Annotated in this window: 13 protein-coding genes; 8 read left to right on the top strand and 5 right to left on the bottom strand. The window is 50.9% G+C overall.

Going from position 1 to position 13,572, the window contains the following annotated elements:
* Positions 1-26 precede the first annotated feature (26 nt).
* A complete protein-coding gene (tyrS, locus tag SLIP_RS03530; protein WP_041433368.1) occupies positions 27-1,220 on the bottom strand; it encodes a tyrosine--tRNA ligase in 1,194 nt (397 codons plus the stop codon).
* Positions 1,221-1,528: 308 nt separating this feature from the next.
* Here tyrS and SLIP_RS03525 point away from each other — a divergent pair, with 308 nt between their 5' ends.
* From SLIP_RS03525 to SLIP_RS03515, 3 genes are all read left to right on the top strand, one after another.
* Positions 1,529-3,922, top strand: a complete 2,394-nt coding sequence (locus tag SLIP_RS03525) for a transglycosylase domain-containing protein (protein WP_148216507.1) — start codon at positions 1,529-1,531, stop codon at positions 3,920-3,922.
* 93 nt (positions 3,923-4,015) lie between these two features.
* Positions 4,016-4,762 (top strand): guanylate kinase, encoded by a 747-nt coding sequence (locus tag SLIP_RS11965; protein WP_013174902.1) that lies wholly within the window; start codon positions 4,016-4,018, stop codon positions 4,760-4,762.
* 111 nt (positions 4,763-4,873) lie between these two features.
* Positions 4,874-5,068: a hypothetical protein gene (locus SLIP_RS03515; protein WP_013174901.1), complete on the top strand. Its 195-nt coding sequence runs from the start codon at positions 4,874-4,876 to the stop codon at positions 5,066-5,068.
* 221 nt (positions 5,069-5,289) lie between these two features.
* Here the strand turns inward: SLIP_RS03515 and SLIP_RS03510 are convergent, their stop codons facing one another.
* Positions 5,290-5,622, bottom strand: a complete 333-nt coding sequence (locus SLIP_RS03510; RefSeq protein WP_013174900.1) for a thioredoxin family protein — start codon at positions 5,620-5,622, stop codon at positions 5,290-5,292.
* A 39-nt stretch (positions 5,623-5,661) separates the two neighbouring features.
* On the bottom strand, positions 5,662-6,159 hold the full coding sequence (locus SLIP_RS03505; RefSeq protein ID WP_013174899.1) for a TIGR00725 family protein: 498 nt from the start codon (positions 6,157-6,159) through the stop codon (positions 5,662-5,664).
* Between the two features lie 180 nt (positions 6,160-6,339).
* On the opposite strand from SLIP_RS03505, the gene SLIP_RS03500 reads away from it, so the two are divergent.
* The 3 genes from SLIP_RS03500 to SLIP_RS03490 all read left to right on the top strand — a co-directional run bounded on the left by SLIP_RS03500 (position 6,340) and on the right by SLIP_RS03490 (position 9,155).
* Entirely contained in the window at positions 6,340-7,719 is a 1,380-nt protein-coding gene (locus tag SLIP_RS03500) for an ATP-binding protein (RefSeq protein ID WP_013174898.1), read from the top strand.
* Positions 7,720-7,896: 177 nt separating this feature from the next.
* Positions 7,897-8,301, top strand: a complete 405-nt coding sequence (locus tag SLIP_RS03495; RefSeq protein WP_013174897.1) for an NUDIX domain-containing protein — start codon at positions 7,897-7,899, stop codon at positions 8,299-8,301.
* Entirely contained in the window at positions 8,298-9,155 is an 858-nt protein-coding gene (locus SLIP_RS03490) for an eIF2B alpha/beta/delta subunit family protein (RefSeq protein WP_013174896.1), read from the top strand. The genes SLIP_RS03495 and SLIP_RS03490 overlap by 4 nt, the downstream gene beginning before the upstream one ends.
* Positions 9,156-9,187: 32 nt before the next feature.
* Here SLIP_RS03490 and SLIP_RS03485 read toward each other — a convergent pair whose 3' ends face one another.
* On the bottom strand, positions 9,188-10,012 hold the full coding sequence (locus SLIP_RS03485; RefSeq protein ID WP_013174895.1) for a YkgJ family cysteine cluster protein: 825 nt from the start codon (positions 10,010-10,012) through the stop codon (positions 9,188-9,190).
* A 111-nt stretch (positions 10,013-10,123) separates the two neighbouring features.
* Between SLIP_RS03485 and SLIP_RS03480 the strand changes: the two genes are divergently transcribed.
* Both SLIP_RS03480 and SLIP_RS03475 read left to right on the top strand, forming a co-directional pair.
* Positions 10,124-10,534, top strand: coding sequence for a 4Fe-4S dicluster domain-containing protein (locus tag SLIP_RS03480; protein WP_013174894.1), 411 nt, complete (start codon positions 10,124-10,126; stop codon positions 10,532-10,534).
* Positions 10,534-12,312 carry an aldehyde ferredoxin oxidoreductase N-terminal domain-containing protein gene (locus SLIP_RS03475; RefSeq protein ID WP_013174893.1) on the top strand — a complete coding sequence of 593 codons (1,779 nt, stop codon included), beginning with the start codon at positions 10,534-10,536 and terminating at the stop codon, positions 12,310-12,312. Before SLIP_RS03480 ends, SLIP_RS03475 begins: the two co-directional genes overlap by 1 nt.
* A 101-nt stretch (positions 12,313-12,413) precedes the next feature.
* Here the strand turns inward: SLIP_RS03475 and proB are convergent, their stop codons facing one another.
* Positions 12,414-13,541 (bottom strand): glutamate 5-kinase, encoded by a 1,128-nt coding sequence (proB, locus tag SLIP_RS03470; protein WP_013174892.1) that lies wholly within the window; start codon positions 13,539-13,541, stop codon positions 12,414-12,416.
* Between the last annotated feature and the right edge of the window lie 31 nt (positions 13,542-13,572).

The raw sequence follows: 13,572 nt of genomic DNA, 5'->3' as shown, positions 1-13,572 counted from the left end.
TGTGAACGGAAGGTGAATACTTCTCACTAAACCCGAATCCGGACAAACCTTCTCTTCCCAACCTGAATAACCTGCCCATCCTCAAGGGCAAGATTTGCATCCTCATCCTCAATCCGCTTGCCGTCGACCTTCACCGCTCCTTGTTTAACCATACGCTTGGCTTCACTCGTAGAAGGGCACAAACCGGCTTCAACCAGGAGCTTGCCTACCCAGATGGGATTCGTGCTGATAGTAAACTCTTCAATATCATCGGGTATTTCTCTTTGCTGAAAAACCAACTTAAACCTTTCCTCTGCTCTGTAGGCCTCTTCCTGACCGTGGTACATCCTCACGATTTCCCGAGCCAGCCGCATCTTAGCATCCCTCGGGTTCATACGCCCTGATTTTATCGCGGTTTCGATCTCCGTTATCTCCTCCATAGGAACCCTGGTAACTAACTCGAAATACCTAGTAATCAGAGAGTCTGGTATCGACATGGTTTTGCCGTACATCTCATTGGCATCTTCATTTATTCCTATATAATTTCCCAGGCTCTTGCTCATTTTCTGGACTCCGTCGGTTCCCTCTAATATCGGCATCATCAGGGCTATCTGCGGTTCTTGCCCATACTCCTTCTGTAAGTCGCGCCCAACCAATAAATTAAATTTCTGGTCAGTACCGCCTAGCTCCACATCTGCCCGCAAAACGACCGAATCATACCCTTGCATTAAAGGGTACAAAAATTCGTGCACACTGATCGGTATCCCTTCCTTGAATCGCCTGGAAAAATCCTCTCGTTCCATCATTCTGGCTACCGTGTACTTGCCGGCCAGATTGATCACATCCGCAAACCTCATCCGGGACAACCATTCGCTGTTGAAATAAATGTAAGTCTTACTCTTGTCTAGTATCTTAAATATCTGCATCTCATAGGTACGCGCGTTTTGTATTACCTCTTCCTCGCTCAGTTGCTTGCGAGTTTCAGATTTACCGCTCGGGTCCCCTATTCTTCCTGTAAAATCACCGATAATCAAGTGCACCTCATGGCCCAGATCCTGGAACTGCCGCAGTTTGTTCAAAACCACACTGTGCCCGAGGTGAATGTCAGGTGCAGTTGGGTCCAACCCCAGTTTTGCCCTCAGCGGTTTCTGGTTTCTTATAGAATTTTCCAACTTCTTTAGAAATTCATCTTCGGGTAGTATCTCAGCTGTACCCCTTTTCAAGAGTCTCAGCTGTTCCATGGCCTTCTGGCTGACGTCATCCAAAGCGATTCCTCCTCAAACCACTGGGATTTCGCGACTCTCACCCATGATAACACAACGTTTTGCGTTGAAGCAATAAACCTCGACATCTCCATTCTGGCCCCTCGCTTTACTTCAAAAAGAAATGAATCCCCGAAGCACGTGTAGACATGAAGAAGGATTTCAGCCAGTTAACTATAATAATTATTCTTATACGCGGAGATGGTTGGAATCTTGTTGAACGAACAACAGTTTGCGGCGTGACCCCCCGGGCCTTCACGAGGTCGTATGCCCGGTGGCATTGGTAGATGGGTCACCGAAACACAGTCGATTGGGAGGCGTTGTACTTGCAGACTAACGATAAAATTCGCCGAAAGAGAAGACGACCCCCATGGGGAGCTATACTCATAGTGTGTTTCCTAGTCCTGATGGGGTCATCAGTAGGAGTTGTGCTAGGAGCCATCCGCAGCCTTCCAACCTGGGACCCGAACAAGCTCATGGGTTCTGAGACTTCCATCATTTTCGACGACCAAGGCCGTCAAGTCACCAGGTTGCATGCTGCGGAAAATCGAATCAATGTAGCCCTAAAAGACATACCTCCTCATCTCATCAACGCCGTGATAGCAACCGAAGACCAAGATTTCTACAAGCACCACGGGGTTAACCTCAAGCGTATCGCGGGGGCCATGATGGTCAATCTCGTTCGCCATAGCAAGGCCCAGGGAGCCAGCACCATAACCCAACAGCTAGCCCGTGTATCCTTCCTATACCCGGAAAAGACTTATGAACGGAAAATAAAAGAAATACTGCTGGCTTTTCAGCTTGAATCGAAGTACTCAAAAGATGAGATCTTGGAATTCTATTTGAATAAGGTGTATTTCGGCAGCGGCGCTTACGGGGTTCAAGCTGCGGCCCAAACCTATTTCGGGAAAAACGTGCAAGATTTAAACCTTAGCGAATCGGCCATGCTGGCCGGCGTCATCCAGAGTCCGGGACGCCTGTCGCCTTTTACCAACTACGACTTAGCCAAAAAGAGGCAGCAGGTTGTTCTTAATAACATGGTTCACTGCGGCTACATTAGCCAGGAAGAAGCCGATAAAGCGTATGACCAGCCTTTATCTTTCAAGAAAAGCTTGTCATCTGACTCGCGTTACGGTTACTTTGTGGACTCGGTGATAGAAGAAGCTGACCAGATCCTGCGCGGTTATTACGAAAACCCGCAGTATGCTATATATAATGAAGGACTTCGTATATACACCACCATGGATTCAGAAGTGCAGAAACACGCCGAAGACGTCTACGCTGACTCCAGTTTCTTTCCCTCTGGCAAAAGCAAAAAAGGCCAAGAGGTCCAGTCAGCCATGGTGCTTCTCGACCACCATACGGGTGAGATAAAGGCCATCATTGGCGGACGTAAGTATGAACAAAGGAGGGGTTTTAACCGGGCAATCGATTCTCTTCGCCATCCCGGCTCCGCCTTTAAGCCGGTAGTTGTTTATGGACCTGCTCTTGAACAGGGGTATATGCCCTTCTATGTTCTAGACGATTCTCCCGTAACCTTCCCTACCCCCAGCGGCCCCTGGTCTCCGCAGAACTATGACGGCAAGTACCGGGGACTCATTACCATGCGTACTGCTGTACAATGGTCGGTAAACGTGTATGCGGTTAAGCTGTCCGAGCTTGTCGGCATCAAAAACGGTATAGATTTCGCCGAAAAATTGGGGATAACCAGTTTGGTTAGAGCGGGCCAGAAAAATGATATGGGCCTCTCGACGGCTTTGGGCGGTCTTACCAAAGGGGTGAGTCCGCTCGAGCTTACCGCGGCCTACGGGTGCTTTGCCAACAACGGGGTGTATGTCAAACCCCATACCATTATTAAGATAACAACCGCTGAAGGACACGTGATATACACCCACCGTCCCCAATACCGCCGCGTAATGAAACCCACCACAGCCTGGCTCATGACCAGCATGCTGCAGACCGTTGTCCAAGCAGGCACCGGTACTCGAGCCCAAATACCCGGGGTCCCCTGCGCAGGCAAAACCGGTACCAGCCAGGATCTTCAAAATGCTTGGTTCGTCGGCTACACCCCTAACTACACCTGCGGGGTATGGATGGGTTACGACCAGCTGGAGAGGATGTACAACGTGGCCGGTGGCACTTATCCAGCCCGCATCTGGAAATCGGTGATGACAAAAGCTCTAGAAGGGGAGCCCCGCCAGGCTTTCGTGACACCGAAGGGCATAGTCTCGGTTCAGGTCTGCAACAAGTCCGGGTTACTCCCTTCTCAGCTTTGCCCGGACAAATGTATCATCTCTGACTACGCAACTGAAGACAATATTCCCGACAAAATCTGCGACCGGCATGTTTTGTACAACATATGCCCCGACTCCGGAAAACTGGCCACCGAGCATTGTCCTTTCCCGGTACCGAAAGCTTTTGTCAACGTTCCTGCAGACAGCCGGGACCCAGACAAACCACCGACCGAGTACTGTGATATTCACTCGTCTGCCCCCACATCTTCGGAGATGGTACCCATATGCAAAGACCCGCGCCACGGTAACAAATTGTACAGAGCAAACATCCCCGGGCCCAATGAAACCGGAGGCTGCCCTTCTTCGGTCGTGGTCGAAGAAGCACTGCCAAAGGGCGTCGATCCTCCGCCGTGTCCCTTGCCTGACCATCAAGTACAGGCGCGATAGCAAAGTGGGGCTGTAAATTAAGAATTAAGAATGAAGAATTGAGAATTATAGGATTGACTCATTGCTAGGTGCGTAAGGAAAGGGGGTGATACCGTGGCAAAACAATCAGGGCTGTTTGTGGTCCTCGCGGGGCCATCTTGTGTGGGTAAAGGTCCTCTTCATAATGCCCTGAAGAAGTTTTACCCGGAGCTAGAGGGAAAATTGCGAAAGCTAACCCTGTACAACAGCCGCTCCCCGCGTCCGGGAGAACAAGAAGGAATCGATTACTTTTTCCGCACTCGTGAATACATAGAAGCTTTAAAAAATGACGATGGCTTCTTGGTCTTAAACGTGCGCGGAGACTTGCAGGCATTGGACATCGAAAGTCTGATCTCAATACTGAAAGAAGGAATCAACGCCTTTTTCGAAGGCAATCCTTTTGTTCCGACTGAGCTTTGGAAATCGCCGCGTTTTGCAAGCATACCCAGGATAAGCGTATTTCTTTCTCCCCTGTCCCGAGAAGAAATTATTTGTCTCCGCGAGCAAGGAATCAACTTGCGCGAGTTCGTAACCGATGTCATGCGCCGCAAGCTGCTGCGCCGCACGAAGAAACAAAAAGGGTTGCTTTCCTTGAAGGACCTTGCTAATATCGAAGCCCGAGCCGAAAGCGCCTATTCAGAAATGCAGCTAGCCTGGCAGTTCGACTACGTTATTCCCAACCACGACGGGGAAGACAGCGAGCATTGGGACCAGTTCTATTACCCTGTCGGAGACGCTCGCAGGGCTTTGCTGGCTTTTGCCTCCATACTGAAAGGAGAGCACCCCATAGGAGTCGAAAAGTGGGAGCCTGATTTATTATGAGGAAGCAAAAAATCATTATCAGCAGCAGGAATCATTTGCGCCAACGTAGAAACTACCTTATTAGAAACTATCACACAGGCTTAGAATATACTCTTGATCGGAGGTGAAAGCATGGCAGTTTTGAAAGAAGCGAACATACCCATCGGGCGAAGCGTCTTCATCCCGAAGAAAGACGGGCTTACATTGGCCGATATAGAGGTGGAAGCCAACGGCCAGTACCAGATAGTCGAACGCCCGGAGTGCTTCGTCATCAAGAACGCCGAATGTTGCAGAAGCATTCTAGCAACAGTGAAAACAAAAGACTAGATTTGCGCGAACGGACTAAGTTATAAGCGAGGGTAGAGTTAAGCCCCGGGGCAGTTTGTCCCGGGGCTTAACTCTGGTCCGGAAATTAGGCGCTGATTTACGTAGACCCTTATGACAGCCAGCGGCGTTATCACTAGAGGAATGGAAACGCGCCCGTGTGTCGAGTGTTTCCGGAAGTGCTAACCGGGCGAAGCGACTATGACGAGCCGCCTCTACCTGCTTCACGCGTGAAATATCACCCGGTTGATCATCCGTGCCAGTTCATCTCTCTCCCTGTATCCAGTTATCCGTTGCTGTTCATGACCATCCACAAAAAGAATCGTTTCCGGTACTGCATATACCTCATACCATGCTGCCAAATTTCTGTTTTCGTCAGCATTTACCCTCACCACCTTGAGACGCCCGTCGTAATCCCGGGCTATGGCTTCCAAGACCCGGTTCATCAACTGGCAAAAGCCGCACCAAGGAGCGCGAAAAACAACCAGGACCGGCAATTGCGAAGTCAACACCTCTTCCACAAACTCACTGGTCCCCACGTCTATAATGGCTGACATACAGGCCCCTCCCTCGCCTCACATGAGCAAATCACTTGCCTACGCCGTATTGTCTCTCCTGCGCTTATCTTCAAGCAAATCTAAGATTTTAGCCACAGCCTCCTCCGGCGTAGCAGCATTCACAACCCCGATATCCTCACCCGTCCCGTTTGTAGCTTTCCAAGTTTTCAGCCCGACCACGGGTTTACCCGCTTTCCGGGCAAGCGAGATCTCTGACAAAGTTCCGAAACCTCCCGCTATAGCAATTAGCGCATCGGCAGCACAAGCTATCACCGCATTTCTCGCATCTCCCAATCCTGTGGGTATCGCGTAAGTCAGGTACCGGTTGCCCTCTAGCCGGTCTCGACCTGGCAGAATTCCGATGACGACTCCTTTTTCTTCGCTCACCCCCCGTGCTACGGATTCCATCACTCCCCCCATGCCTCCGCAAACAACGATCAAACCTTCACGGGCCAAAGCTCTACCAACCCTGTAGGCCAAATCAGCCGTCTCCCTGTCACAGAAAGCAGCCCCAACAACCCCAATGTAATCAGCCATATCACAAAATACTCCCTGTCTACATGATAGGTCTAATCTTGGCTAAATATTACCAGATACATGCCCTTCTGTATACATCTTGAACCGATATCCTTGACAATAGGCGTTTATTAGCTTTTATAATCTTGATAAATGGAGGGGTTGTTCGGCCCCGACTGACGAATAAAAGGAGTGGATTTCGTGACCATAACGTACCCTGCTTTGCAACGACTTGTTGTCTATCGCAACCTCCTCCAGGACCCGGTCGTCGACAAAACCCTACAGTTAATCAGCTCACTGCAAGGTTTTGAGAGCCAATCTCGAAGCGAATCGGAAAGCTTGTACTGCTCGATCGTGCACATGGTCCTTGCAAAGGCTGGCGATTTCGAGCTCGCAGTCGACTCATGGCGTAATTACATTCTTAACCTCATCGTCGAAGACGAAAACGTTTTCAGCCTCGGCTGTGAGAACAAAGCGCCAGAAGCTGGCTCACCGGTTTGGGATCTGGCTCGGCGTGATATCTCTATATTAAAGGACTTATACAACCTTAATTGGAACGAAGTAGCGCGCGAGGTCGGTCTCGATTCCTCGTGGTGGGATCACTGCTGGCAACCGCAACCCGATACTTATCCTTTTCACAAGCACCGGGTATCCAAAATGACCATCCTTCACCAGCTTTTTTCGGGTGAATCGGACCCACTGATAATCCTTGAAGCCCTGGCCGGGTTTTACCGTGCCGTAGGGTGCGGGCAGATGGGAAAATACCCGGGATTTCGCTGGGACCAAGGCCTTCGAGGCATAAGGAACCCAGACCCGATTGAACTCGATGAACTGGTGGGAATCGAAGAGCAAAAGAAAATGTTGTTAATGAATACCGAGATTTTCCTTCGAGGTAATAAGGCTAATAACGTCTTGCTCTATGGCGAAAAAGGGACTGGCAAGTCTTCATCGGTCAAGGCTTTGCTTACCCGTTACGCACCTGACGGTCTGCGCATGATCGAGTTGGGCAAGGACCATGTTTGCTACCTCGCCGACATTGCCGATACCGTTAGAAACCGCGGCTTCCGTTTCATCGTTTTCATTGATGACCTTTCGTTTGAAGAGTTCGAGGTAGAATACAAACACGTAAAGGCCGCGATTGAAGGGAGCCTGGAAGGCACTCCCGGCAATCTTCTCCTGTATGTAACCTCTAACCGCCGGCATCTGGTCAAAGAAACCTGGCGAGACCGCCAATCGATAGATGAAGAAATCCATGTTTCCGAATCCCATCAAGAAAAGCTTTCTTTGGCCGATCGCTTCGGCATAACTATCCGTTACCAGGCTCCCAGTCAGGAACAGTATCTGCGCATAGTCGAGCATTTAGCCAGAAGGAACGGCTTAAGCCTGCCCTCAGAAGAACTGAGGCGCAGAGCCATCCAATGGGAAATGAGGTATCACGGGAGATCTGGAAGAACCGCCCATCAGTTTGTTACTTATCTTTTGGGGCAAAGGCATTTAGACGACCCCCAAACTGATGAAAGACAAGAGAAGAGTATTGGCGTCAGGGCACAAACAAGAATTGAAACGTCCCACATCTGCTGAACCCGGCAAGAATAAAGTTGCAGGTCCCTAAATAAAGCACCTAGAGCAAAATATAAAGATAATGCAAAAAAGACCTTTCTAGGTTTGTCCCGCTCGAATCGTTTCATCGATGTGGCTTGCAAGAAGAAGAAAACGGCTCCGAAGTCGGATAACTCTTAAAGGAGTAAGTGAAACGAAATGACTAGAGTTGACGTGGTTACATGCTTTATCGAGTTTGAAGGAAAAATCCTGCTCTTGCGGCGGAGTCAGGCCGTCGGTTCATACCAGCAAAGATGGGCAGGCATCAGCGGTTACATTGAACCGGGCAACACTCCCCTGGCACAGGCCAAACTGGAAATCGAAGAAGAGCTCGGACTGGATCCGGAGAAGCTGATATTGGTAAAACAAGGTGAACCCATCGAGGTTGTTGACCGCGAACTGGATAGGACCTGGATAGTACATCCTTTTCGTTTTCGCGTTTCCGGTGAACTCGCATTGAAAACAAACTGGGAACACGCCGAATACCGATGGATAGCGCCCCAAGATATCGTCAGCTATGACACTGTACCCCAGCTAGATGCCGCCTGGGAGTCGGTGAAATGAAACGCGTTTTGCGGGAGATCGAAGATATACGACTCGACCAGGTGCACGGAGCCAGCGAGCTGGCTCTAAAGGCCCTGCAGGTACTGGGCTCGGCTGCTCTCGGCAGCAAAGCTAGAACGGCACGGGAATTCGTTGAAGAAATAAATTCTTATGCCCACCTTTTGCGATCAGCCAGGCCAGCCATGGTAGCCATAACCAACTGCGTCCGCTGCTTTGAGCAATTTATGAAAAAAACCCTTGCCCACTGTTGCGACATTGAAGAAGCACGCTCCGGGGTTTTGACAGCGGTAGAACGGGTTACCGATGCCGTCGTTTCCGCTCGTTATCGCTCGATCGCTCATGCAGCTGAACTCATCGGAGACGGAGCCGCGGTTATGACATGCAGTTTCAGTTCTACGGTAATCGAAACCTTTGAGAGAGCCAAAGAGCAGGGCAAAATCTTCAAGGTTTCCTGTCTGGAATCCTCTTACGGTAACCACAAATACGGCGAGCTAATGGCTGCCCGACTTGAGCAGTCGGGAACAGCCGTTGAGGTCATGCCCGACCGCGAAATAGATGACATGCTTACAGGTATCGATATGGTGTTGATAGGTTCTGATGTCATCCTTCTTGATGGCTCAGTGGTCAACGGCTATCCCAGCCTGTCGGCGGCCAGAGCTGCCGCCCGTGCCCCGTTTCCAGTCCCCGTCTACTGCATCGGTGATTGGACCAAGTTGCACCCTTCAAGCCAGCCGCCTGTTTATGACCCGGGCCTAGACCTGATTCCCTCCGCCTTCATCCGTGGCATAGTAACTGAAAACGGTATTGTTGCCCCTTCCGGGCTATCCATCTACCTGCATGGCCTTTCCTGTTAATGGTAACTGTTCTGGCCTGTTTTGTCCTCGGTTTAGAACGCCAACCACAAACCTATATGTTCCCACTTTTCGTCTCCAAAAAAGGTCGCAGAAACTTCTACTAACGTCGTTGCAATTGAGGTCGTCAACCCCATCACATCCAGAAGGTCAAGCCCCTTACCCGTCTCGCAGGCATGTGGATCCGATACAGCGGAATGGGAGCGGCAGGTAAACGGTCTCACCGGGTAGACCATACAGTCATTCTCGGCGGACAGGAACGGGCAAGGCAGTCTTTTCTGAAAATACGCCGCCAGCAATTCTTCATCCTTTTGGCGATCTCGCGGCCTTTGGTTTTCTCTGATGTAATATGCCAGCTGCTCCCGCACCCTGACCCGAATCGCGTCCAGTTGCTCCTGGCTCAAAAGTCGAACCGCATATCTCTTGATCAATTCCGCCTCTAAAAAACTGGTCCCCACAAGGTAGTAGCAACAGGCAGTACAACCCCGCCGGCACGATACGAAGCGTTCAAACAACGCAACGAAAGAATCGTATCTTCTATAGAGACCCTCGAGGTAACGCAGCCCCTGACTTAGAGAGCTTATACCTCGCACCCACGGCCGATCCAAGTACATCAATAATTCTGTAGCCTTTTCGCGGAAAGTACGGGAATCGATTAGTGCGGGCTCCCCGCTTTCATTCGCCCACAATAGGCGGTATTCAACCCCTTTGGGGCCACAGCAGTCGCCGTACCGCCGGATGCTGCCACAAGGGCAAGCATCCCCGTCACTCAGCTTCATGACTGGGCAGGCACGCAGATAATCTTCTATTACTCGTTTTATAACATGACTTCTCCCACTCTGTCTTTGTTTCTTCTTCACCACGCATCCCCGTTTACCATGATACTATGAATTTCTATCCACCGTTGCGGTAAAATATAGTTGTAGTCGATTCCATTTTAAACTTGATCTTCCTTCTCGGAGGGATGCTTTTTGGCCAAGCTTTTGACAGCCCCCATGATGGGCAAATGCATCGCCTGCTACTCGTGTATGTTGGCCTGTGCTCGTGAAGTAATGAAAAGCTTCAGCCCTTCCGTTGCAGCCATCCAGATTAGAACTCGGGGCGGGTACCAAAGTAAACTAACCGCCGACATCTGCAGGGGCTGTAGAGTCCCTCCCTGCGCTGAGGCTTGCTCATACAGTGCGCTCGTTCCCCGTAAAGGCGGTGGCGTTAGGTTAATCGAAAAAAAATGCAACGGGTGTGGGGACTGCATAAAGGCTTGCCCAGTAGAGTACATCCGGATGCATCCCGAAACCAACAAACCGATTATGTGCATTCACTGCGGAATATGTGCTAAGTTCTGCCCCCACGACGTGATCAGACTGGAAGAGGTGGAAGACTGATGCTGGATGGAAGATATATGCGGGTCTTAAACATCGACTTGAGTAGTGGAAAGATCGACATTGAGGACAGAGAAGACCTGTACGAATACCTGGGAGGATTAGGTCTTGCAACTAAACTCCTAGAAGAAAACCTGAGGTACGACCTGGACCCGCTGGCACCAGAACAACCCATCATACTGTCCATCGGGCTCTTGTCCACCATCTATCCTGTAGTTACCAAGATGGTCTATATGTTCAGGTCTCCTTTGACCGGCAATCTTGGTGAAAGCTATGCCGGAGGGAGAGCAGCCCTGGCCTTGCGGTATGCCGGCTATGACGCTGTGGTCATCAGTGGGAAAGCCGAGCGGCCGGTATACCTGGTCATAGGGCCACAAGTCGTTCACATCCGCAAAGCCGACCCCCTCTGGGGCACCGGGGTTGAAGAAGCAGGGAGGTACCTCCGTGAACTGGAGCCGGGGCGCGGTTTTCGGAGTACGCTGAGGATCGGTCAGGCAGGGGAAAAGCTGGTCAAGTTTGCCGGAGTCAATGTCGATACTTACAGACATTTCGGGAGGCTGGGAGGAGGCGCCGTTTTTGGCAGCAAGAATCTCAAAGCCATAGTGATTCATGGCGACCGCCACTATCCGATTCCCAAGGAGGTTTTCAAGAACTACAAAGAAGTGTACCAGGAAATCTACGAGAAAGTAACTGAAACCGACCTCATGGAAAAATACCACGACTTAGGCACTCCGGTAAATATACTGCGTCTCAACGCCATGAATGCCCTGCCCACCCGCAACCTGCAGAGCAGCACTTTCGAGTATGCGGAGGAATTGTCGGGAGAAGCTTTTGCTCAACACAACCTGGTAAGGCAGGTGGCTTGTATAGGTTGTCCGGTCGGGTGCATACACTTGGCCTTACACCGACACCGCTTCGGAGAGCCCCAAGAGTGGGAATCGACGGTGATGAGTTATGACCATGAACCGATATTTGCCCTGGGTACTTTTCTCGGCATGACCACGAGAAGCGATTTCCTTGCTCTCTTGGAGAAAATAGAGGGATACGGGCTTGATGCCATTTCTACCGGAGTTCTTCTGGGCTGGGCGACCGAAGCCTTTCAGCAAGGTCTTATAGATGAGCACCTGCTCGGCACCCGCCTCGAATTCGGCTACCTAGACGGTTACCTCACGGTGGTGGATAACCTGGTCAAGAGATCCAACCACCTGTACCGGGCCATGGCTGAAGGAACAGAATTCGCAGCCAGGCAGTATGGCGGGCTTGACTTCGCCATGACCCTAGGAAGACATGAAATGACCGGTTACCATACGGGTTATGGAGCCGCGTTTGGGCAGGCCGTTGGTCTGCGCCATTCTCATTTGGATAATGCCGGGTATTCTTTTGACCAGAGCGAGGACTATGAAGAAGGAGAATGGCTGGTAGATTCCATCCTTGAAGAAGAAAAACTCCGTTGCCTGACCAACTGCTTGATAGTCTGCCTCTTTGCCCGAAAAGTATACGATGTCGAAACCATCACCAAGGCTTACCGGGCTATTGGGCTCAATGTATCCCAGGAACAACTGGTCGAGCTGGGCGAAAGGATATACGCGGCCAAGCTTCGCATCAAAGAGAAACTGGGATTTGATTTCCGGGAATTGCGGTTTCCCAGACGCTTCTTCGAGACTCCCAGCCTGCACGGGCAGTTGAGTGAGGAAAAGATGCTGAGCCTGCTCGACCTGTTTCTGAAGAAGGTCGAAAAAATAAAGAACAAGCACAACCTCGAAAGACAGCCCGGGCAGTAACCCGCTCCAAAACAGCCACCAGGTCTACCAATGGTGTCATGGCAGCTTTATTGGTGACATATGGGGAATAACAATAACCGGCAGCCCGCACCGTCTTTCAGTTATGCCTCGTACACGGTCAGATTGTTGCGGTGGATAACCTCGTCGTAATCTTTATGCCCGAGAATGCGCTCGATCTGCGAAGTTTTCTTACCGGCAATGAGCTTGATTTCTTCGGCTGAGTAGTTCGTTATACCCCGGGCAAACTCGTGTCCTTCCAAGTCTACCAGGGAAATCACGTTGCCCCGTTCGAAAATCCCCTCTACGCCGGTTATGCCACTCGGCAAAAGGCTTTTTCCCCGGTGTAAGACCGCTTCTTTTGCCCCGTTATCGATATAAACCTTTCCCTGACAGGCACTCCCGAAAGCGATCCAGCGCTTGCGCGCCTGCATCCGGCTCTCTTTGGGAACGAACAGAGTCCCCAAAGGTTCCCCTGCTATTATCCTGCGCAGCACGTTTTTTTCCGCTCCATGAGCCACTACCATGGGTATCCCCGCTGCCATGACGATCTTGGCTGCCAGGAGCTTGGTGTACATCCCGCCGCTCGCGAGTTTTGTACCGCGACGGTGGGACTTTTTTTCCATCTCGTCGGTGATTTCGTACACTTCAGGTAACCTCCTGGCCTTCGGGTTTTGGCGAGGGTCATCATCGTACAACCCGTCAATATCGGAAAGAATTACTAGGAGATCAGCGTCCACCGCCCCTGCCACCAAAGCCGAAAGGGTGTCGTTGTCCCCAAACTTGATCTCGTCCACTACCACCGTATCGTTCTCGTTTATGATCGGGATGACCCCCAGTCCCAGCAGGGTGAGTAGAGTATTACGGCTGTTAAGGTATCGCAGTCTTTCATTGAAATCGTCCTTAGTCAAGAGGACCTGGGCCACGGTTTTGCTGTATTCCGAAAACAGCTTTTCATACATGTGGACTAATGTACCCTGTCCTACTGCCGCCATCGCCTGTTTCATAGGTAGGGTACGGGGGGGCTCTTTCAATCCTAGCCTTGCAACCCCCAGCCCGATCGCTCCTGAGCTGACCAAGAGCAGCTCTTTGCCCTGGTTATGTATGTCCGCCATCTCCCTCACCAGGACTTCCATCCGCATTAGGTTCAGCTGGTGAGTAGGATGAGTCAAGGTGCTGGTCCCTACCTTAACCACGATGCGCTCGCACCTGGCCAGGTCACTTCGCTCCACAACGCTTCACTCCTTCCGAAGAAACTTCTAT

Origin of the sequence: Syntrophothermus lipocalidus DSM 12680, assembly GCF_000092405.1 — a bacterium.
GTDB classification, from domain to species: Bacteria; Bacillota; Syntrophomonadia; order Syntrophomonadales; family Syntrophothermaceae; genus Syntrophothermus; species Syntrophothermus lipocalidus.
Note: the sequence above shows the minus strand (reverse complement) of the source record. Positions and strands in the feature narration are given on the sequence as shown.